This window comes from Geodermatophilus sp. DSM 45219, from assembly GCF_900104025.1.
Taxonomy (GTDB): domain Bacteria; phylum Actinomycetota; class Actinomycetes; order Mycobacteriales; family Geodermatophilaceae; genus Geodermatophilus.
The window spans coordinates 101795-123069 of the sequence record NZ_FNIQ01000006.1 but is presented as its reverse complement, the minus strand read 5'-3'; the positions used below and the strand labels follow the sequence as shown (position 1 = coordinate 123069).

General features: G+C 75.3%; 18 protein-coding genes. 6 read left to right on the top strand and 12 right to left on the bottom strand.

All coding sequences use genetic code 11. The features are described from left to right. The first annotated feature begins 27 nt into the window (after window positions 1-27). The 4 genes from BLR12_RS18995 to BLR12_RS18980 all read left to right on the top strand — a co-directional run bounded on the left by BLR12_RS18995 (window position 28) and on the right by BLR12_RS18980 (window position 4114). A complete protein-coding gene (locus BLR12_RS18995; RefSeq protein ID WP_091381943.1) occupies window positions 28-984 on the top strand; it encodes a GlxA family transcriptional regulator in 957 nt (318 codons plus the stop codon). Between the two features lie 220 nt (window positions 985-1204). Next, a complete protein-coding gene (locus BLR12_RS18990) occupies window positions 1205-2800 on the top strand; it encodes a DEAD/DEAH box helicase (protein ID WP_255363634.1) in 1596 nt (531 codons plus the stop codon). Window positions 2801-2892: 92 nt separating this feature from the next. After that, a complete protein-coding gene (locus tag BLR12_RS18985; protein ID WP_091381475.1) occupies window positions 2893-3405 on the top strand; it encodes a hypothetical protein in 513 nt (170 codons plus the stop codon). A gap of 217 nt (window positions 3406-3622) precedes the next feature. Then, window positions 3623-4114, top strand: coding sequence for a plastocyanin/azurin family copper-binding protein (locus BLR12_RS18980; protein WP_091381473.1), 492 nt, complete (start codon window positions 3623-3625; stop codon window positions 4112-4114). A gap of 88 nt (window positions 4115-4202) precedes the next feature. On the opposite strand, the gene BLR12_RS18975 is transcribed toward BLR12_RS18980, so the two are convergent. The 5 genes from BLR12_RS18975 to BLR12_RS18955 form a co-directional block, all read right to left on the bottom strand. Next, window positions 4203-5210, bottom strand: a complete 1008-nt coding sequence (locus BLR12_RS18975; protein WP_091381472.1) for a sugar phosphate isomerase/epimerase family protein — start codon at window positions 5208-5210, stop codon at window positions 4203-4205. Next, the gene (locus tag BLR12_RS18970; RefSeq protein ID WP_091381471.1) at window positions 5210-6388 is read right to left on the bottom strand and encodes a Gfo/Idh/MocA family protein; all 1179 of its coding nucleotides are present in this window, start codon (window positions 6386-6388) and stop codon (window positions 5210-5212) included. The genes BLR12_RS18975 and BLR12_RS18970 overlap by 1 nt, the downstream gene beginning before the upstream one ends. 65 nt (window positions 6389-6453) lie before the next feature. Further along, a complete protein-coding gene (locus tag BLR12_RS18965) occupies window positions 6454-7503 on the bottom strand; it encodes a substrate-binding domain-containing protein (protein ID WP_091381469.1) in 1050 nt (349 codons plus the stop codon). A 102-nt stretch (window positions 7504-7605) separates the two neighbouring features. Then, window positions 7606-8778, bottom strand: coding sequence for an ABC transporter permease (locus tag BLR12_RS18960; RefSeq protein WP_091381467.1), 1173 nt, complete (start codon window positions 8776-8778; stop codon window positions 7606-7608). Further along, window positions 8775-10322 carry a sugar ABC transporter ATP-binding protein gene (locus BLR12_RS18955; RefSeq protein WP_255363633.1) on the bottom strand — a complete coding sequence of 516 codons (1548 nt, stop codon included), beginning with the start codon at window positions 10320-10322 and terminating at the stop codon, window positions 8775-8777. The genes BLR12_RS18960 and BLR12_RS18955 overlap by 4 nt, the downstream gene beginning before the upstream one ends. A 224-nt stretch (window positions 10323-10546) precedes the next feature. Between BLR12_RS18955 and BLR12_RS18950 the strand changes: the two genes are divergently transcribed. Beyond that, the gene (locus BLR12_RS18950) at window positions 10547-11800 is read left to right on the top strand and encodes a serpin family protein (RefSeq protein ID WP_091381466.1); all 1254 of its coding nucleotides are present in this window, start codon (window positions 10547-10549) and stop codon (window positions 11798-11800) included. Window positions 11801-11809: 9 nt separating this feature from the next. Here the strand turns inward: BLR12_RS18950 and BLR12_RS18945 are convergent, their stop codons facing one another. Both BLR12_RS18945 and BLR12_RS18940 read right to left on the bottom strand, forming a co-directional pair. After that, window positions 11810-12976 carry an ROK family protein gene (locus BLR12_RS18945; RefSeq protein ID WP_091381937.1) on the bottom strand — a complete coding sequence of 389 codons (1167 nt, stop codon included), beginning with the start codon at window positions 12974-12976 and terminating at the stop codon, window positions 11810-11812. A 57-nt stretch (window positions 12977-13033) separates the two neighbouring features. After that, window positions 13034-13708, bottom strand: a complete 675-nt coding sequence (locus tag BLR12_RS18940) for an alpha/beta fold hydrolase (RefSeq protein WP_091381465.1) — start codon at window positions 13706-13708, stop codon at window positions 13034-13036. Between the two features lie 119 nt (window positions 13709-13827). On the opposite strand from BLR12_RS18940, the gene BLR12_RS18935 reads away from it, so the two are divergent. Then, window positions 13828-15252 carry an NAD(P)/FAD-dependent oxidoreductase gene (locus BLR12_RS18935; protein WP_091381463.1) on the top strand — a complete coding sequence of 475 codons (1425 nt, stop codon included), beginning with the start codon at window positions 13828-13830 and terminating at the stop codon, window positions 15250-15252. A 35-nt stretch (window positions 15253-15287) separates the two neighbouring features. Here the strand turns inward: BLR12_RS18935 and BLR12_RS18930 are convergent, their stop codons facing one another. Genes BLR12_RS18930 through BLR12_RS18910 form a run of 5 tightly spaced genes read right to left on the bottom strand, consistent with a single transcriptional unit; the run spans window position 15288 to window position 21239 of the window. After that, on the bottom strand, window positions 15288-16019 hold the full coding sequence (locus BLR12_RS18930) for an alpha/beta hydrolase (RefSeq protein ID WP_255363632.1): 732 nt from the start codon (window positions 16017-16019) through the stop codon (window positions 15288-15290). Then, window positions 16020-17303, bottom strand: coding sequence for an erythromycin esterase family protein (locus BLR12_RS18925; protein ID WP_091381462.1), 1284 nt, complete (start codon window positions 17301-17303; stop codon window positions 16020-16022). It abuts the gene before it with no gap. A gap of 4 nt (window positions 17304-17307) precedes the next feature. Continuing rightward, on the bottom strand, window positions 17308-18099 hold the full coding sequence (locus BLR12_RS18920) for an SDR family NAD(P)-dependent oxidoreductase (RefSeq protein WP_091381460.1): 792 nt from the start codon (window positions 18097-18099) through the stop codon (window positions 17308-17310). A 30-nt stretch (window positions 18100-18129) separates the two neighbouring features. Next, window positions 18130-19254 carry a carboxylate-amine ligase gene (locus BLR12_RS18915; protein WP_218120742.1) on the bottom strand — a complete coding sequence of 375 codons (1125 nt, stop codon included), beginning with the start codon at window positions 19252-19254 and terminating at the stop codon, window positions 18130-18132. Between the two features lie 11 nt (window positions 19255-19265). Next, window positions 19266-21239, bottom strand: a complete 1974-nt coding sequence (locus tag BLR12_RS18910) for an alpha-amylase family protein (RefSeq protein ID WP_255363631.1) — start codon at window positions 21237-21239, stop codon at window positions 19266-19268. Window positions 21240-21275 lie beyond the last annotated feature (36 nt).

The following is a 21275-nucleotide window of genomic DNA, read 5'->3' as shown; positions in this document are numbered from 1 at the left end:
CGCCCCCACGAGGTCGCCGTCCTCGCGCTGCCGAACAGCATCGCCTTCGAGCTGGGCCTGCCCCACCGGCTGCTGGAGTCCGCGGTCGACGCCGACGGCCGGCGGCTCTACCGGGTGCGGGTGGCCACCCTGGACGGCGGCCCGGTGCGCACCTCCGCCGGCTACTCCGTCATCCCCGAGCACGACGCCTCGCTGCTGGAGAGCGCGGGGACGGTCGTCGTCCCCGGCGTGTACGGGGGGCCGGCCATGACCGACGGGACGCTCCCCGACGGGCTGGCCGGGGCGCTGCGCGCCGCCGCCGGGCACGCGCGGCTGGTCTCCATCTGCACCGGCGCCTTCGTCCTGGCCGCAGCCGGGCTGCTCGACGGGCGACCGGCCACCACGCACTGGATGCACGCCGAGGCCTTCCGCGGCCTGTTCCCCGCCGTCCGCCTCGACCCCGGGGTGCTCTTCGTCGACGACGGCGACGTGCTGACCTCGGCCGGCAACGCCGCGGGCATCGACCTGCTGCTGCACCTGGTCCGCCGCGACCACGGCTGCGAGGTGGCCAACCGGGTGGCCCGGCGCAACGTCGTCGCCCCGTGGCGGGAGGGCGGTCAGGCCCAGTTCGTCGAGCGGCCGCTGCCCGAGGCCGGCGACGTGGGGACGGCGGCGACCCGGGCGTGGGCCGTCGAGCGGCTGGCCGAGCCGCTGACCCTCGCGGACCTCGCCGCACACGCCCGGATGAGCGTGCGCACCTTCACCCGCCGGTTCCGCGACGAGACCGGCCTGTCGCCGCTGCGCTGGCTGGCCGGACAGCGGATCGCGCTGGCGCGTCAGCTGCTGGAGTCCACCGACGCGCCGATCGACCGGGTCGCCACCGAGGCCGGCTTCGGCACGCCGGCGTCCCTGCGCCAGCACCTGCGCGCCACCATCGGCGTCGCCCCGGGCACCTACCGGCGCAGCTACCGCGGCGGCGGTGTGACCGGACACTCCCCCGTGTGACGGCACGGTCGCGCGCCGCGTCTGGTTGAGTGGGGGTACCGGCGTTGTCCCGCCGCCCATCCGGGGCGCGGGAACGGACGTCGGACCGCGGCAGCGCCACCCCGGCGCGCCCGGCTGTCCGACGTCCCGCCGAGGACGTGCGCCCGCCCTGCCCCGTGCAGGCGCGCCGGCGCGCTCCGGCCGGGCCGCCCGACGGCGAACCGAGCCCGAGGAACACCCCATGACCCCGCACGACGCCACCACCCCTGCCCCCGAGGGCACCCGCCGCCGCCGTGGCGGCCGCGGCCGGGGCAGCCGCCCGGACACCGGCCAGCAGGCCGCGCAGCAGCGGCCGGCGCCGGCCGCCGAGGCGGTTCCGGCCCCGGTCGTCCCGGCCGGCGCGCCCGCGACCGTGCTGCCCACCGACGCCACCTTCGCCGACCTCGGCGTCCCCGCCCCGCTGGTCGAGGTGCTGACCGCCAGCGGGATCACCGCACCGTTCCCGATCCAGGTCGCGACGCTGCCCGACAGCCTCGCCGGCCGCGACGTGCTCGGCCGCGGACGCACCGGCTCGGGCAAGACGCTGGCCTTCAGCCTGCCGCTGGTCGCCCGCCTCGCCGCCTCGGACAGCCGCCGGCAGCCCAAGCGGCCCCGCTCGCTGATCCTCGTCCCCACCCGCGAGCTGGCCAACCAGGTCGCCGCCGTCGTCGACCCGATGGCCCGCGCCCTCGGCATGCGGACCACGACGATCTTCGGTGGCGTCGGCCAGAACCCGCAGGTACAGGCCCTCGCGGGCGGCATCGACGTCCTCATCGCCTGCCCCGGCCGGCTCGAGGACCTCATCGGCCAGGGCCACTGCGACCTGTCCGCGGTCGAGATCACGATCCTGGACGAGGCCGACCACATGGCCGACCTGGGCTTCCTGCCCGGCGTCAAGCGCCTGATGGACCGCACGCCGAAGGTCGGCCAGCGGCTGCTCTTCTCCGCCACGCTGGACAACGGCGTCGACGTGCTGGTCAAGCGCTACCTGAGCAACCCGATCACCCACTCGGTCGACCCGGCGGTGGCCCCGGTCAGCACCATGACCCACCACGTGCTGCAGGTGCAGAACGCCGACAAGGCCGAGGTCGTGCGCCAGCTCGCCTCGGGTCTGGGCCGCAGCGTGCTGTTCACCCGCACCAAGCACCAGGCCAAGAAGCTCGCCAAGCAGCTGACCGCGTCGGGCATCCCGGCGGTCGACCTGCACGGGAACCTCAGCCAGAACGCCCGCGAGCGCAACCTCGAGGCGTTCACCACCGGTGCCAGCCGGGTCCTGTGCGCCACCGACATCGCGGCGCGCGGCATCCACGTGGACGACGTCGCGCTCGTCGTCCACGTCGACCCGCCCGCCGAGCACAAGGCCTACCTGCACCGTTCGGGCCGCACCGCCCGCGCCGGCGCCGAGGGCGCCGTCGTCACCGTCTCGACGCCGGACCAGGCCGGCGAGGTCCGCACGCTGGCCCGCCAGGCCGGCATCACCCCGAAGGTCAGCGTCGTCCGCCCGGGCGCGGCGGAGATCACCGAGCTCACCGGGCCGGCCGCGCCGTTCGTCGAGCCGGCGCCCGCACCGGAGCCCCAGCCGCAGGGCGCCGGCGGCGGCCGGCGCCGCCGCGGCGGCTCCGGGAGCGGGTCCACCGCGGGCGGTGGTTCGTCCTCCGGCGGCTCCTCGACCGGCGGCGCACGCGGCGGCTCCGGCCGGTCGAGCGGCCCGGCGCGCACCCGCGCCGAGCTCGCCGCCCGCGCCGGCACGCACTCGGCCTCGTCGTTCAGCGGACGCTCGCGCCGCGGGGGCCGCTGACCGGCGGGGGTTGACGCCGGGGGTGGTGGGCACTGCACCCCGCGACCAGGGCCAGGATGGGCCCTGACCATCGGCTATCAGCGAGGAGCACCATGCGTCTGCCCATCACCCTGTCCGAGATCGGCCCCCGCATCTCGGCCGGAGCGTTCATCCTCAACAGCGGCCTGGGCAAGCGGGGCGCCGACGAGGGCACCGCGGCCGGCCTGCACGGGTTCGCCTCGGGCACCTACCCGTTCCTCAAGGACGTCGACCCGAAGACCTTCGTCAAGGCGCTGTCCTACGCGGAGATCGGCGTCGGCGCCGCGCTGCTGACCCCGTTCGTGCCGACCGCACTGGCCGGCGCGCTGCTGACCGGCTTCTCCGGCGGGCTGGTCGGGCTGTACCTGAACACCCCAGGCATGCGGAAGCCGGGCAGTCTGGCGCCGACCCAGGACGGGCTCGCGGTGGCCAAGGACGTGTGGCTGCTCGGCATCGGCGTCGGCCTGCTCACCCGGGGCACCGTCGACCGGGGGCCGCGCCGGGTGCGCAAGGCCGCCAAGACGCTGGCCAAGGCCAACAAGAAGGTCGCGAAGGCCAGCGAGAAGGCGGCCCGGCGCGCGGCGTGACGCGTCGCGGGGGCCGGGGACGCGTGTCCCCGGCCCCCGCTCCCCCGGGATCCGTCGTGCCCGCCACGGAAACCGCGGGGTGTCGCCCATCCGACGCGCCGGTGCGGACCGAACACCCAGAGCAGGGGCTGTCCGCAGCCGCTGCGTCCGTGCACCATCGGTCCTGAGCGGGGCCCGCCACCGGAGCGGTCCGCCGCCGACGCCTTGGAGGCCCCGCGTGTCGTTCCCGACCCGTCCCGCCCGCACCGCCCGCCGCGCCGCGCCCCTCGTCCTGGCCCTCGGCCTGGTCGTCAGCGGCTGTTCCTCCGACGAGGAGGCGGCCCCCGAGGCGGCGGCCCCCGCGAGCAGCGCGGAGGCCAGCAGCTCGGCACCCTCGGCCCCGCCCTCGTCGAGCGCCCCGGAGTCGAGCGCGCCCGCGGAGGCCGAGGCCGAGACGGTCCAGGTCACCGAGGGCGAGATGTTCATCGAGCTGTCCGAGGACAGCTACGCCGCCGGCGAGTACACCTTCGAGGTCGTCAACGAGGGCAACATGCCGCACGACTTCGTGGTGGAGCGCGACGGGGCGGACGTCGCGGCCACCGAGGTGCTCCAGCCGGGGCAGTCGGCCACCCTCACGGTCGCCCTCGAGGAGGGCGACTACGTCTTCTACTGCTCGGTCGGCGCCCACCGCGCCGCCGGCATGGAGACGCCGGTCACGGTCAGCGCCTGAGCCCGGGGTGCCTTTCGCGCGCGAAAGGCACCTCGGGGGCCGGGGGGTGGACGGCGGATCCCCGATCGCTGTCCACCCCCGGCCCTGCTCACCCCCCGCTGGCGAAGGCGGCGTCGAACGCGGCCGCGGGCGGGTCGAAGGCCAGCCGGCGGACGAACTCCAGCGCCTCGGGCGCACCCACGAGCCGGTCCATGCCGGCGTCCTCCCACTCCACCGAGATCGGCCCGTCGTAGCCGATGGTGTTGAGCATCCGGAAGCACGCCTCCCAGGGGACGTCGCCGTGCCCGGTGGACACGAAGTCCCAGCCGCGCCGCGGGTCGGCCCAGGGCAGGTGCGAGCCCATCCGGCCGTTGCGGCCGTTGCCCACCTGCTTCTTCGCGTCCTTGCAGTCGACGTGGTAGATCCGGTCCCGGAAGTCCCAGATGAAGGAGACCGGGTCGAGGTCCTGCCACACGAAGTGCGACGGGTCCCAGTTCAGCCCGAACGCCTCGCGGTGGCCGATCGCCTCCATCGCGCGGACCGTCGTCCAGTAGTCGTAGGCGATCTCCGACGGGTGCACCTCGTGCGCGAACCGCACGCCCACCTCGTCGAAGACGTCGAGGATCGGGTTCCACCGGGCCGCGAAGTCGGCGTAACCGTCCTCGACCATCGACTCGGGGACCGGCGGGAACATGGCGACGGTCTTCCAGATCTTCGACCCGGTGAACCCGACGACGGTGTCCACGCCGAGCCTCGCCGCCGCGCGCGCGGTCGTCTCCATCTCCTCGGCCGCCCGCTGCCGCACGCCCTCGGGGTCGCCGTCCCCCCACACGCGCGGGTGCACCATGCCGCGGTGCCGCTCGTCGATCGGGTCGTCGCAGACGGCCTGGCCGTTGAGGTGGTTGGAGATCGCGAACACCGACAGGTCGTGCCGCTTCAGCAGCTCGAGCCGCTCCTGCACGTAGGAGTCGTCCGTGGCGGCGCGCTCGACGTCGAGGTGGTCGCCCCAGCAGGCGATCTCCAGGCCGTCGTAGCCCCACCCGGAGGCCAGCCGGCACACCTCCTCGAACGGCAGGTCGGCCCACTGGCCGGTGAACAGGGTGACGGGACGGGGCATCAGTCGTTCCTCTCCTGGATCCGGGTCCACACGGAGTCGGCTGCCGCGCTGCGCTCCACGGCGTCGAGCACCTGCTGCACCTGCAGTCCGTCGGCGAAGGAGGGGGTCGGGTCCTCGCCCTTGCCGATGGCGGTGACCAGGTCGACGACCTGGTGGGTGAAGCCGTGCTCGTAGCCCAGCCCGTGCCCCGCCGGCCACCAGGCGCCGACGTAGGGGTGGCCGGGCTCGGTGACGACGATGCGCCGGAAGCCCGCGGTCTCGGCCGGCTCGTCGCCGTCGAAGAAGTGCAGGACGTTCATGTCCTCGAAGTCGAAGGCCAGGCTGCCGCGCGATCCGTTGACCTCGATCCGGATGGCGTTCTTGCGGCCGAGCGCGAAGCGGGTCGCCTCGAAGCTGGCCAGCGCCCCGCCGTCGAACCGGCCGAGGAAGACCGCCGCGTCGTCGACGGTGACGGTGCCGGTGCCCTCGCCGGCGACCCCGGCGAGCGAGCCCTCCGAGGCCGGCAGCGGCCGCTCCTTGACGAAGGTCTCCAGCAGCGCGCTCACCCCGGTGAGCCGCTGCCCGGTGATGTGCTGGGTGAGGTCGACGATGTGCGCGCCGATGTCGCCCAGCGCGCCGGAGCCGGCCCGGTCCTTCTGCAGCCGCCAGGACATCGGGGCCGCGGGGTCGGCGATCCAGTCCTGCAGGTACTGGGCGCGCACGTGCCGGATCCGGCCGAGCCGGCCCCGGGCGACGAGCTCGCGCGCCAGGGCGATCGCCGGCACCCGGCGGTAGGTGAAGCCGACCATCGACCGCACCCCGCGCTCGGCTGCGCGGGCGGCGGCCTCGGCCATCGCCTCGGCCTCGGCGACGGTGTTGGCCAGCGGCTTCTCGCACAGCACGTGCTTGCCGGCCTCGAGCGCGGCGATCGCGATCTCGGCGTGGGTGTCGCCGGGGGTGCAGACGTCGACCAGGTCCACGTCGTCCCGCTCGAGGACACGGCGCCAGTCGGTCTCGGTGCCCGACCAGCCCAGCCGCTCGGCGGCGTCGGCGACCCGGACGGCGTCCCGGCCGGCCAGCACGGTCAGCGCAGGGGCCAGCGGCAGGTCGAAGAAGTGGGGGGCGGTGCGCCATGCGTGGGAGTGCGCGGCGCCCATGAAGGCGTAGCCGATCAGGCCGACGCCGAGGGAGGGCTTCATGGGGTCTCCTTGGAGCGGAGTCGCCGGGGACCCCGTGGGTACCCCGGCGACTCCGCGTCAGCGGGTCAGGACTCGAACGCGGCGTCGATGTACTGGTCGACGTTCTCCGCGGTGACGACCGGCGCGTTCAGCACGATCCGCTGCGGCACCGCCTGGGAGACCAGGTCGGACATGCTCTTGCCCTGAGCGATCAGCCGGCCGAGCGCGATGCCGTCGGCGGCCTGGGTGTGCGGGTAGATGACCGTCGCCTCGAGCACCGACTGGCCGCCCTGGATCTCGCGCATCGCGTTGGCCGAGCCCGCGCCGCCGACCATGAGGAACTCGTCGCGCCCGGCGTTGTTGATGGCGGCCAGGACGCCGACGCCCTGGTCGTCGTCGTGGTTCCACAGGGCGTCGATCTGCGGCGCGGCCTGCAGCAGGTTGGCCGCCGCCTCCTCACCGGATTCCACGGTGAACTCCGCGGCGACCCGGTTGTCGACGTTGAGCCCGCACTCGGCGAGCGCGTCGGCGAAGCCCCGGCTGCGGTCCTGGGTCAGCGGCAGCGAGTCGATCCCGGCGATCTCGGCGACGACGGCGTCGGGCTGGTCGCCCAGCTGCGAGCAGATGTACGTGCCGGCCGAGACGCCCATGCCGTAGTTGTCGCCCAGCACCGTGGCCCGCGCGGCGAACGGGCTGTTGAACTCGCGGTCGACGTTGATGACCGGGATCCCGGCCTCCATGGCCTGCAGCGCGACCGGGGTCAGCGCGGCGCCGTCGAAGGGCAGCAGCACGATGGCGTCGACGCCCTCGTTGATGAAGGTCTCGACCTGGCTGATCTGGGTGCTGACGTCGTTGGTGCCCTCGGCGATGGTGAGCTCGACGTCCTCGTAGCGCTCGGCCTCGGCCTGCGCGGCCTGGCTGATGCCGGCCATCCAGCCGTGGTCGGCGGCCGGCGCCGAGAAGCCGATGCGCACGGTCTCGCCGGCCTCGTCGTTGGGGCTGGCGGCCTCGGCGCCACCCCCCTCGGCGGCGGTCTCGGGGGTGTTGCTCGTGCAGCCGGCGAGCAGGGCGCCGGCGCCCACGAGGGCCACCGCGGTGGTCGACAGGCGGGAGCGCCGCTGCCTCGGTGCAGTCATCTCTTCTCCTCGGGGATCGCCTCCCTGGCTGGTGTCGGCCAGGTGGTGGGGGTGGTGCGTCTCCCGAGCCGGCGGCCCGGGGAGTCCAGGGGTGCGGCGCCGTCAGGCGCGGTCGGTCGTCGCGCCGGGTGCCGGTCCACCCGGGCCGCCCGGCGTCGCGCCGCCGGAGACCGTGCCGGCCGCGCCGGCCACCGCGGGCGGGCTCCCGGCGTCCGAGCCCCGGCCCAGCCGGCGCAGGCTGAAGCTGCCGGTGGCCAGCCGCATCTGCAGCAGGACGGCGACGACGATGATCACGCCGCGGGCGACGGCCTGGGCGGAGCTGGACAGGTTGTTCAGCGTGAAGACGTTGCCGAGCGTGGTGAAGATCAGCACGCCGAGGACGGTGCCGACGATCGTGCCCCGGCCGCCGATGAGCAGCGTGCCGCCGATGACGACCGCGGCGATCGCGTCCAGCTCGTAGAGCGTGCCGTGGGTGGAGCTGCCGGTCGTCGTCCGGGCCATGAGCATGACCGCGGCGATGCCGCAGGTGAGCCCGGACAGCACGTAGAGCCACATGGTGTGCCGCTGCACCCGGATGCCGGCCAGCCGCGCGGCCTCGGCGTTGCCACCGACGGCGAAGGTGCGCCGGCCGAACGTCGTCCGGTTGAGCAGCACCCAGCCGGCGACCGCGACCAGCGCGAAGATGATGACCAGGGTCGGGACGCCGAGCACGTCACCGGAGAAGAACGCGAGGAAGTCGGCGTTCTGCACGATCTGGGTGCGCCGGTTGGCGATGATCTCCGCCAGGCCCCGGGCGGCGGCGAGCATGGCGAGCGTGGCGATGAAGGCGACCAGCTTGCCGTAGGCGATCACCACGCCGTTGACCAGGCCGGCCCCGGCCCCGACGGCCAGCGCGGTGAAGACCATGACGACCCAGTGGACGTCCTCGGCCATGGCCTGGGTGGCCAGCGTGGTCGCCCAGACCGACGACAGCGCCACGATCGCGCCGACCGAGAGGTCGATGCCGCCGCCGATGATCACGAACGTCATGCCGACGCTGACCACGCCGATCACCGCCGCCGCCCGCAGGATGGTGAGCACGTTGTCGACGTCGACGAACCGGTCCGGTGCGGTGACCGCGCCGACGATGCAGAGCACCACCAGGGCGACCACCAGGCCGAGGTTGCGGCCGACCGGGCCGGACATGAACCCGGCGCCCTTCCCGCCGCCGCGCGGTGCCGGGCCGGCCGGCGGCCGCGGGGCCTCCGCCGTCGTCGCTGCCGTGCTGCTGCTCATGCCACGTCTCCCTCGCGCTGCCGCGCGGCGCCGCCGTGGGCGGCCGCGTCCTCCATGACCAGGTCGAGCACGCGGTGCTCGTCCAGTGCGCCGGCCGGTTCCTCGGCCAGCACCCGGCCGTCGCCGAGCACCAGCACCCGGTCGGCCAGGCCGAGCACCTCGGGGATCTCGCTGGAGACCACGACGACGGCCACGCCCCGGTCGGCGAGGTCGCGGATCAGCGCGTAGATCTCCGACCGGGCGCCCACGTCGACGCCGCGGGTGGGCTCGTCGAGCAGCAGCACCCGGCAGTCGCGCAGCAGCCAGCGGGCCAGCACGACCTTCTGCTGGTTGCCGCCCGACAGCGTCCGGACCTCCCGGTCGACGTCGGCGGGGCGGACGTCGAGGGCGGTCACCTGGGAGCGGGCGGCCTCGGCCTCCGCGCCCCGGGACAGGAAGCCGGCGCGGGCGAAGCGGGCCAGGCTGGAGATGCTGATGTTGCGGGAGACCGACTCGCCGAGCAGCAGGCCCTGGCTCTTGCGCTCCTCGGGGGCCAGGCCCACACCCGCGGCGACCGCGGCGGCGACGTCCCCCGGGCGCAGCCGGCGGCCCCCCACCCGGACGGTGCCGGCGGTCGGGCGGCGGGCGCCGTACACGCTCTCCAGGACCTCCGAGCGCCCGGAGCCGACCAGGCCGGCGAGCCCCACGATCTCCCCCGGCCGGACGGTGAGGGAGACGTCGGCGAAGCGGCCGCGCAGGCCCAGCCCCGCCACCTCGAGCAGCGGGGCGGCGTCCGGGTCGACCGGCCGGCGCCGCTCGGGGAAGACGTACTCGATGTCGCGGCCGGTCATCATCGTGATGACCTCGCGGGTGGTGGTCTCCCGGGCGGGCAGGCCGGTGGCGACGGTGCGGCCGTCCTTGAGCACGGTGATCCGGTCGCCGACCTGGCGGATCTCCTCCAGCCGGTGGGAGATGTAGACGACGGCGACGTCGTGCGCGGTGAGGTCGCGGACCACCGCGAACAGCCGCTCGACCTCCTCGGTGTCCAGGACGGCCGAGGGCTCGTCCATGATGATCAGCTTCGCGTCCTGGGAGAGGGCCCGGGCGATGCTCACCATCTGCTGGGCGGCGGCCGAGAGGGAGCCGACCTCGGCGCCGGGCCGGATGTCGGCGTGGCCGAGCCGGTCGAGCAGCTCCGCCGCCGCGCGGTTGGCCGAGGACGGGCGGGTGACCCCGAACCGCGCGTGCTCCCGACCGAGGAAGACGTTGTCGGCGACGCTGAGCCCGGCGACCAGGTCGAGCTCCTGGTAGATCGTCGCGATCCCGAGCGACATGGCCGCCTGCGGGTCGGTCAGCCGGACCGGCTCGCCCCGCCACCGGATCTGCCCGGCGTCGGGCTGGTGCGCCCCGGCCAGGACCTTGATCAGGGTCGACTTGCCCGCCCCGTTCTGCCCGAGCAGGCAGTGCACCTCGCCCGCGCGGACGTCGAGGTCGACGCCGTCCAGCGCCCGGACGCCGGGGAAGGACTTGACGACGCCGTGCACCTCCAGCAACGGCGGGGTCACGGCCGTCCGCCCGGACGGCGGTTGGGGATGCACATCGGTCCTCCCGGACTTCTGCTCAGCGCTGACCATTAGTCGGCTGAGTCGAGAACATAAGGGGCCGACTGAGTGTGGTCAAGGCCACGGCACGGCCGATCCCGAGGCGGTAGGTCACGGTTCGGCCACGGCGTCGTGCGGGGCCGCGCCCTCACCGCGTCCGATGAGCAGGGGGCGACGAGAGGAGTGGCATGGCTCGGGAGACGGACGGTCGACTCGGCCCGTCCCGGCGGCTGGCCGCCGTCGCCGTGACCGCCGTGCTGACCGCCTGCGGCTCGGCGGGCGCGACCCCGCTGGTGCACCGGGGGGACGTCGTCCCGGTCCCGGGCGGCAGCCTGACGGCGGACGACGTCGCCGCGGCGCAGACCGCCTTCGGCGTCGACCTGCTGCAGGAGGTGTGCCGGGACGCCGCGGAACAGGACGTGCTGCTGTCCCCGGCGTCCGCGGCGCTGGCGCTGAGCCTGCTGTACCCGGCGGCTGCCGGGCCGACGGCCGACGCGCTGCAGGACCTGCTGCACCTGCCGGCGTGGTCCCCGGAACTGGTCGCCGCGATGCGCGAGCACACGGCGGCCCTCGACGGCCTGCGGTACGCGGGCGACCCGGACGACGAGGACGCGCCGGACTCGCTGCAGACGAGCAACCGGCTCTGGACCGCCCGCGGCCTGGCGCCCGACACCGGCTACCTCGACGACATCGCCACGGCCCTGGCGGCCGACGTCCGGGCGCTGGACTTCGCCGGCGACCCGGCCGGCGCCACCGACCGGATCGACGCGACCGTCGCCGAGGACACCCGCGGGCGGATCCAGGACCTGTTCGACCGGCCGCTGCCGCCGGGCACCCAGGCCGTGCTGACCAACGCCCTGCACCTGCAGGCCCGGTGGGCGGTGCCGTTCACCGGCACCGGGGAGGCCCCGTTCGCCACCCCCTCGGGCACACGCACCGTCGACATGATGGCCGGCGGGTCCGGTCGGCTGCGCACGTCGGGCGGCTGGCAGGGCGTCGAGCTGCCCTACCGCGACGGCACCCTGGCCGCCGTCGCCGTCCTGCCGCCCGAGGGCACCGGGCCCTGCGCGGTCGACGCCGCGACGCTGGCCGCCCTGCAGAGCGGCACACCCGAGGACGTCGGCGTCCGGCTGCCGCGGATGACGGTCGAGCAGACCCACGAGCTGCTCGTGCCGCTGACCGCCCTCGGGCTGCCCGCCGCCGGCGACTTCCCGGCCCTCGGCGGCCCGCTGCAGGTGGCCCAGGTGGTGCAGAAGACCTTCCTGGCGGTGGACGAGGAGGGCACGGAGGCGGCCGCCGCCACCGGCATCGCGCTCGAGGCCTCGGCGCGGGTCCCCGCGTCGCGCGTGGTCTCCTTCGACCGCCCGTTCCTGCTCCTGCTCACCGACACGGCGACGCGTTCACCGCTGTTCCTCGCCGCGGTCCACAGCCCCGGCGGCTGAGCTGCCCCGTCAGCGGGCGAGCGCCTGCTCGACCGAGTCCTCGTCCAGGAAGCCCTCGATCGCCATGAGCGCGGCGCCCACCCGCCCGGACAGCTCGGGGGCCGCGCTGACGGTGATCTCCAGCGTGCGGGCGGCCAGCGGCATCGACCGCCGGTAGACCGACTCGCGGATGCCGGCCAGCAGCGGGACGCCGGCCTGCGCCACGCCGCCGGTGATGACGATGCGGTGCGGGTTGAAGAAGTTGACCAGCGCCGCGAGCACCGTGCCGATCGTCCGGCCGGCCTCGCGCACCAGCTCGATGGCCGCCCCGTCGCCGTGCGCCGCGCGCTCCACGACCTCGCGGGTGGTGCTCACCGGCAACCCCGCGGCCAGCGCGTCACGGAGCAGCGCGCCCCCGCCGGCGAGCGCCTCGAGGCAGTTCTCCTGGCCGCAGCGGCAGGTCACCAGCCGGCCGTCGGCCGTGGTCACGTGGATGTGCCCGATGTCCCCGGCACTGCCCTGCGCGCCGCGGTAGACCCGCCCGTCGACGATGACGCCGCAGCCGATGCCGGTGCCGACCTTGACGACCAGCACGTCCTGCACCGACCCGGCGGCGCCCATCTCCCCCAGCGCCATGACGTTGACGTCGTTGTCGACGTACACCGGGCACTCGTAGCGGCCGAACGCGCTGGGGATGGGGAAGTCGTGCCAGCCCGGCATGATCGGCGGGTGCGAGGGGCGCCCGCTGGAGTGCTCCACGGGGCCGGGCACGCCGATGCCGATGGCGCACACGTCGGCCGGCTCCAGGCCCGCCTCGGCGAGCACCAGCTGGGCCAGCCGGTCGACCTCGGCCAGCACCGGGCCGGGGCCGTCGGCGATGTCGATCGGGTGGCCGATCGTGGCGAGGATCCGCGCGGAGAGGTCGGTGACCGCGACGTCGACGCTCGTGACACCGAGGTCGACGGCGAGCACGCAGCCGGCCCGGCTGTTGAACTCCAGCAGGGTGGGCGGCCGGCCGCCGGTGCTCCAGCCCCGTCCGCCCTCGGCCAGCAGGTTCGCCGCGATCAGCTGGTCGACCCTCGCGCTCACGGTGTTGCGCGAGGCGCCGGTGAGCGCCACCAGCTCGGCCCGGCTGCGTGCGCGCCCGGTGCGGACGTGCCGCAGCAGCGCGCCGGCCGAGGCGGAGGAGGAGGCCACGTCCACATCGTGACACGCAGTCGCCTCCCCGCCAGGGGCCGTGAGCCGAACGGGTCCTCAGGCGCCGGGCCGCGACCGGAGCACGGCGGCCTCGCCCGCGGCCCGGCGGAGCACCGCCGCGACCTCGCCCGGATGGGTCATCGGGGTCAGGTGCGCCGCCCCGGGCAGCTCGACCAGCCGGGCGTGCGGCGCGGCCGCCCGCACCGCGGTGGCCCAGTCGTGCGCGCAGAGCCGGTCACGCGTCCCGCGGACGACGGTGACCGGCACCCGCACCGTCCGCAGCCGGTCCTGGATCGGGTCGGGCGAGGCGGCCACCCACAGCTGCCGCATCGCGCGCGGGCCGGTGCGCAGCCACTGCGGCACCACCAGCGGCGCGTGCGGCCACCGCTCGCGCACCGCCGTCCCCAGCCAGCGCCGGACCAGCCCGGCCACCGACCGCAGCCGGGGGTCGGTGGTCGGCCCGAGCAGCACCAGGCCGGCCACCCGCGGGTCACCGGCCGCGGCCGCGACCACCTGGCAGCCCTGCGAGTGCCCGGCCAGCAGCACCGGCCCGTCGCCGAGGCGGTCCCGCAGCCGGGCGGCGAGCGTCTCCAGCGGCGGCACCGGCGCCGGCAGCCCCAGTCCCGGCAACAGGACCAGGTCGGCCGGCAGCTCGTCGAGCACCCGGGCCCAGGACCGCTCGTCGAGGCCGAGACCGGGGACGACCACCAGCTCGATCAGGGGTTCCGACACCGGACCGGTCTACCGCGCCGGCGTGGGGAGCACGGCAGCGGGTAGGTGTGCGGACTGTGGCCTGGATCGCTCCCGGCCGTGCACGGCCGGCAGACACCGAGGTGGGAGACTGATTCATCATGACGACATCACCTGTGGCCGACCCCGTCGGCGCCTCCTCGTCCGGTCGGCCCCGGGTCGTCATCGTCGGCTCCGGTTTCGGCGGGCTGTTCGCCGCCAAGGCGCTCAGGCGGGCACCGGTCGACCTCACCGTCATCGGCAAGACCAGCCACCACCTGTTCCAGCCGCTGCTCTACCAGGTGGCCACCGGCATCCTGTCCGAGGGCGAGATCGCACCGGCCACCCGCGAGATCCTGCGGCACCAGCAGAACGCCCGGGTCGTGCTCGGTGAGGTCACCGGCGTCGACCTGGCCGCCCGCACGGTCACCTCCACCATCCTGGGTCGCACCACGGTGCACCCCTACGACGAGCTCGTCGTCGCCGCGGGCGCCGGGCAGTCCTACTTCGGCAACGACCAGTTCGCCGAGTTCGCGCCGGGCATGAAGAGCATCGACGACGCCCTCGAGCTGCGCGGCCGCATCTTCGGCGCGTTCGAGTTGGCGGAGCTGGCCACCGACCCGGCCGAGCGCGACCGGCTGCTCACCTTCGTCGTGGTGGGCGCCGGGCCCACCGGAGTGGAGATGGCCGGCCAGATCGCCGAGCTGGCCCACCGCACCCTGCGCCGCGACTTCCGCAGCATCGACCCGACCCAGTCGCGGATCGTCCTGCTCGACGCCGCGCCGCAGGTCCTCCCGCCGTTCGGCGAGAAGCTCGGCGAGCGCGCCCGCCGGCACCTCAACGAGATCGGCGTCGAGGTGCAGCTGGGCGCGATGGTGACGGACGTGGACGCCAACGGTCTCGAGATCAAGGACGCCGAGGGTCAGGTCCGGCGGATCTCGGCGGCCACCAAGGTGTGGGCGGCGGGCGTGCAGGCCAGCCCGCTGGGCCGGCTGCTCGCCGAGCAGTCCGGTGCCGAGGTCGACCGGGCCGGCCGGATCTCGGTGCAGCCCGACCTGACCCTGCCCGGGCACCCCGAGGTGCACGTGGTCGGCGACATGATGGCGCTCGACAAGCTGCCCGGCGTGGCCCAGGTCGCCATCCAGGGCGGTCGGTACGCAGCCGAGGCGATCCAGCGGCGGATCGCCGGCAAGCAGCCGCAGAGCCCGTTCCACTACCGGGACAAGGGCAACATGGCGACCATCTCGCGCTTCTCGGCCGTCGCCGACATCAAGGGCCTGAAGTTCGAGGGCTTCACCGCCTGGGTGCTGTGGCTGGTCGTCCACCTGCTGTACATCGTCGGGTTCAAGAGCCGCCTGACCGCGGTGCTGCACTGGCTGGTCAGCTTCCTCGGCCGCGGCCGCGCCGAGCGGGTGGCCACCCAGCAGCAGGTCTACGGCCGGCTGGCGCTGGAGGAGCTCGGCCCGCAGTTCGCCGTCTCCAAGACCGGCGGCCGCAAGGACCCGGACGCAGCACCCACGGACGTCACCGAGCGCAGGTCTGCATAGCCCGAGCGGTGCCTCCCGCGCGCGGGAGGCACCGCTCAGGCGTCGCCGAGCCAGGTGGTGAGGGCGGCCGTCACGTCCTCGGGCCGGACGACGTGGCCGCCGTCGAACTCCTCGTAGGTGACGTCGTACCCGCCGTCGGTCAGCTGTCGGGCCAGTCGCCGTCCGCACCGCTCGACCGGCAGCACCCGGTCGCCGGTGCCGTGGGAGATCCACACCCGCGGGCGGCCGGCCAGCCGCGGCGGGGCGGCGAACCCGGGCGAGAAGGCGAGCACCGCCCCGGCCAGGTCGCCGTTGGCCAGGCCGAGGCTCAGGGCGTACGAGGCGCCGTCGGAGAAGCCGCCGAAGGCCACCCCGGTGACCGGCTGGCGGGCGAAGACCTGGTCCAGCGCGGCGTCGAGCACCGCGACGTCGCGGCCCAGCCCGCCGGCGATGAGGTCCCAGGTCGAGCCGACCGACGAGGGCGCCAGCACCAGCGCGTCCCGCGCGGTGGCGGGGTCGCCGACCAGGGCGACGCCCTGCGCCGCCGTGCCGCCCGCGCCGTGGAAGAAGACCAGCAGCGGCCGGGGCCGCGGCGGGCCCTCGGGGACGACGAGCTCGGCCTGCGCGTGCGGGCCGAGCTCCAGCCTGCGCCGGCCGGGCGGGTACGGGACCGCCGCCGGAGCCGCCACCTGCCGGGCACCGAGCCGTCCCTCCGCGGCCCCGCGGGCCGCCCCCTGCAGGGGCCCGCCGCGAGCCTGCGAGTGGTGGGGGGTCAGGGGGTCCTCCATCTAGACCACGTGTGCCAGCGGCGGCACGTGCTCGTCGGGACGTTCCAGGTGCAGCGGCTGCAGCGGGGTGGTGTCCTCCAGGTACAGGAAGGCGTCGTACCGCTCCCCCAGCACGGTGGGCACGTAGTTGCCCCACCGTTCGCGCTCGGGCCGGTAGACCACGCCGATCGCCCGGTGGTCCAGCCGCCGGTCCAGCGCGGGCGGACGCGCGCCGCCGGGCTCCCAGACGAGCAGCGCGTCGTGCCCCAGCTCCTCGTGCAGGACCGCCTCGAGGCTGCCGCCGCGGGCCTCCGGCACCGGCATCCGCTCCATCTGCGCGCCCCACTCGCTGCCCGCGACCACCCCGCCGCGGTACCCGCCGAACCCGACCAGGACGACGTCGTCCGCACCGTGCCGCTCCCGCAGCAGCTGCCCGACGTTGGTCATCCCGGCGTCGGCCATGTCGGTGGCCCGGGCGTCGCCGACGTGCGTGTTGTGCTCCCACACGACGGCCCTGTCCCCGGCATGGCCGAGCAGCCGGTCGAGGACGTCGGCCATGTGCACGTCGCGGACGTTCCAGGACTCCGCCGAGCCCTGCACCATCGCCCGGTAGTAGCGCTCGGCGTCCACCACCACCGCGGCGTTCTGCTCGGCGGAGAAGCGGGCCTCCGGGTCGGTGCCGGGTCCCTCCCGCCCGCGCTCCTGGCACAACCGGTGCAGCAGGTCCACCACGGCCTGCTCGCAGGACGACGGCGCGAAGCGGCTGGCGAAGGCGTACTCCGCACCGTCCTCCCCGAAGGGCTCGAAGCAGCGCAGCGCCCGGACGGCGGCGTCCGCGTGGTCCGGCTCGTTCTCGCGCAGCCAGCCCACGAGCTCGTGCATGGAGTCCCAGAGGCTGTAGACGTCCAGGCCGTAGAAGCCGACCCGCTCGTCGTCGGCCCGCTCGGCGTTGAGGTCGCGCAGCCAGCGGCAGAACTCGACGACGTCGTCGTTGGCCCACATCCAGGTCGGCCAGCGGGCGAAGGCGTCGAGCGCGTCGCGCGGGTCGGCGTCGGCACCGTCCCGCAGCTTGACGCTCCGGTTCACCCGCTGGCAGTCGGGCCAGTCCCCCTCGACCGCGACGAAGCCGAAGCCGTGCTCGGTGACCAGCCGGCGGGTCAGCGCCGCGCGCCAGGCGTAGTACTCGTGGGTGCCGTGGCTGGCCTCGCCGATCGCCACGACGCGCGCGTCCCCGGCCCGCTCCAGCAGCGGGTCGAGGTCGGCCGGGTCCCGCAGCGGCAGGGCCAGGTCGCGGACGCCGGCCACGGCACTACCCCGCGCTGCCCGGCTCGGCCATCTTCGCGTGGCCCTTGGCCTTGAGCTTGTCCGGCAGCACCGAGTTGACCACCGCCTGCGCCTTGCTCATCACCGAGCCGCCCAGCACCTTGCGCTCACCCTCCATGAGGCCCTCGAAGCCCTGCCTCGCGACCTGGGCCGGGTCGTCCTTGGGGCCTTGGCCGAGCGTGGTGTCCATGAGGTCGCCGCGCTCGAAGAACTCGGTGTCGGTGGGCCCGGGCATGAGCGAGGTGACGGTGACCCCGGTGTCCGCCAGCTCCTCGGCGAGCGCCTCGGCGAAGGACTGCACGAAGGACTTGGAGGCGTTGTAGACCGCCTGGAAGGGACCGGGCATGGTCGAGGCGACCGACGAGGTGAACAGCACCCGGCCCTCGCCCCGGGCCGCCATGCCGCGGAGCACGTGCTTGGCCAGCAGCACGGTCGAGCGGACGTTCAGGTCGATGATGGCCAGCTCGTCCTCGACCGGGTTCTCGACGAACGGGCCGCCCTTGCCGACCCCGGCGTTGAGGGCCGCCGCGGCGAGCGGCCGGCCGGTGGCCTGCACGGCGTCCCACAGGGCGTCGACCCCGGCGGCGGTGCGCAGGTCGGCCTGGAAGCCCGACACGGCGGTGCCCGAGCTGCGCAGCTTCGCCGCGGCGGTGTCGATGGTGGGGTCCTCGGCGGTGACCAGCAGGTCGAAGCCGTTCTCGGCGAACTGGCGGGCCAGCTCGAAGCCGATGCCGCTCGAGGCGCCGGTGACGAGGGCGAGGGGTCGCGGTCCGGTCATGCGCGTCCCCCTACCCCGGCGGTCCGCGCGTCACCCCGTCGCGGCGGTCCCGTCCCGCACGATCTCGGCGGCCACGGCGCGCGGGTCGCCGGTGCGCTCCCAGGTGGCCCGCTGGCGGGCGGCCGAGGTGCCGCGCCGCCACAGCCGGTCCAGCAGCGCGGCGACGTCGTCCTCCTCACCGTGCGCCCGCAGGTCGTCCGCGAGCCCGGCGACCAGCGCCCCGACGGCCTGCCGTGCGGGCGCCGGCTCGCCGCGCACGGGATCGAACAGCTCCCCGCCCAGACCGTCGCGCGCGGCCCGCCAGCGGGCCGCGCGCAGCAGCTCCGGGCGCACCTCGGGGACCGGGCCGTCCCGGCCGGCCAGCACCCGCACCAGCGACCGGGCCAGCGCGGCGTGCAGGACGGCGGCGTCCAGGTCGGTGCAGACGTCGGCCAGCCGGAACTCCAGCGTCGGCCAGCGCGCCGAGGGTCGGACGTCCCAGTACAGGTGCCGGCCGTCCTCCACCACGCCGGAGCGGACCAGCCCGTCGACGACCTCGGTGAACCGCCGCGCGCTGCCCATCGGCTCGGGCGGCCCGGCGTTGGGCCAGTGCGACCACCACACGGTGCGCCAGGACTCGTAGCCGGTGTCGGCGCCGTCGTGGAACGGCGAGCTGCCGGTCATCGCGAGCAGCACCGGCAGGTACGGCCGGACGCGGTCCATCACCGCGACCGCCGTCGCGGTGTCGGGCACGCCGACGTGCACGTGGCAGCCGCAGATGTCCTGCCGGTCGGCCAGCGCCGCCCACCGCCGCACCATCGCCCGGTACCGCGGCGCGCCCGTGAGCCGCTGCTCGCGCCAGGTGCCGAACGGGTGGGTGGAGGCGGCCAGCACCGCGAGCCCGTCGCGGGCGGCGGCCGCGGCCGCCTCGGCGCGGGTGGCGGCCAGCGCGGCACGCAGCTCGGCCAGCGTGGTGCAGACGCCGGTCGAGGTCTCCAGCTGCGTGGTGACGATCTCGGCGTGCACGTGCTCACCCGCCTCGCCGGCGAGCGCCGCGGCCACGACCGTCGTACCCGGGGTGAGCGCGAGGGTGTCCGGGTCGACGAGGTGGAACTCCTCCTCGACGCCGAGGGTGGCACCGGCGGTGGCCGGGGGCGGCGGGTGGGCCGGAGGCACGCCCGTTCGGCTCACGGCTCGGCGAACCAGGCGAAACCGAGCCCGGGGACGACGAGACGGCCGTCGGCCACCGGGAGCACGCCGTCGCTGCCGTGCACCTGCGCGAAGGAGCCGAAGCCGGTCACCGTGTCGGCGTCCACGGCCTGCGGGGACGGGGCGAAGTTGGCCAGCCCGACGAAGGTCCCGCTGCGCGGGTGCTTGCGCCGCCACACCAGCACCGCGTCGCTGCCGGCGTCCACCACCGCCGACTCCACCCCGCCGCGCAGAGCCAGCTGCGCCCGGCGCTCCTCGCCCAGCCGGCGGATCCCCGACCACACCCGGCCCTCGACGGTCGCCGGGTCGTGGCGGCGGGTGGCGGCGGCCCAGTCCATCGGCGGCCGGTGCATCCAGCGGTTGTCCGGCGCGAGGGCGGGGTCGGCGAGGTAGCCGGTGTCGTTGCGCAGCGCGAGCTCGTCGCCCATGTACAGCAGCGGGATGCCGCCGTAGGCGTAGGCGACCGAGTGGAGCAGCAGCAGCCGGCGCACCCCGGCGTCCAGCGCGGCGTCGTCGCCGGCCCCGAGCGCGGCCTCGATGCCGCACAGCGACGCAGCGGAGCCCGAGATCCGGGCGTCGCCGGTGGCCTCGTTCTCCTGGAACGGCGCGCCGCGGGCGAACGAGCCGGGGAAGCGGCCGGCGTAGAAGTCGTTGAGGAAGCGGCGGTGGGCGGAGGCGTCCAGCCCGACCGCGGCGGCGTCCTCGTCGGTGATGGCCCAGCCGATGTCGTCGTGGCCGCGCACGTAGGTGGTCCAGGTGGCGGTCGGCGGGATCGGGCGCATCCGGTGCAGCGCCTGCCGGGCCAGCCGCACGTCGCCGGTGGCCAGGCTGCTCCACAGCAGCACCATGAGCTGGTTGTGGTAGGCCAGCTCGCACTCGGGCCGGTAGCGGTCGTGGCCGCCGAGGTAGCCGACCAGGTCGTCGGGGGAGACGATCGCCTCGGCCTTGAAGACGACGCCGGGGGCGGCCAGCCGGGTCAGCGCGTGCAGCAGCTGCAGCAGGCTGTGGCCCTCGGGCTGGTTCTGGCAGCTGGTGCCCAGCCGCTTCCACATGAAGGGGACGGCGTCCATGCGGAAGACGTCGACGCCGCGGTTGGCCAGCCAGGTGATCTCGCCCAGCATCGCCAGCGTGACCTCGGGGTTGGCGTAGTCCAGGTCCCACTGGTACGGCCAGAACGTCGTCCACACCCAGCCGCCGGCGCCGCCGCACGCCTCCGGCACCCAGCTGAACGAGCCCGGTGCCCGGTCGGGGAAGACCTCCGGGATGGTGGCGTCGTAGGCGTCGGGCATCGTGCGGTCGGGGAAGGCGGTGTAGAAGCCGGCGTACGCCGGGTCGCCGGCCAGCCAGCCCTGCGCCCAGGCGTGCTCGCGGGCGGTGTGGTTGAGCACCAGGTCGATGCACAGCACCATGCCGCGGTCGTGCAGCGCGCCGGCGACGTCCTCCAGGTCGGCCATCGTGCCCAGCCGCGGGTCGACCGCCCGGTAGTCCACCACGGCGTAGCCGCCGTCGTTCTCCCCCGGCCGCGGCTGCAGCAGCGGCATCAGGTGCAGGTAGGTCGTGCCGAGCTCGGCGAGGTGGTCCAGCCGGCCGGGCAAGCGGTCGAGGGTGCCGCAGAACCGGTCGACGTAGCAGACGTACCCCTGCACCCGGGACCGCAGGAACCAGCCGGGGTCGATCTCCCGGCGCCGGTCGAGCCGGCGCAGCGCCTCGGGCCGCTGCGCCGCGGCGGCCAGCGCGGCGCGCAGCGCGCGGGGGAACAGCTCACCGACGGCGTCCCCGTAGAGCGCGGCCAGCGGCTCGTGCAGGTCGTGGAGCGCGAGGTCGGCGCGGGCGAGGAAGGCATCGCCCTCCGCCGGGCCCAGCGTGGCCAGCGCCTCGGCCGCCAGCTCCGGCCGCACCTGGGTCCACGCCTGTTCCGCCGCTGCTCGGCGGGCCGTCGCCGGGATGGTCACCGCGCCAGTATCGGGCCGCTGTTCGCCCACGGCATG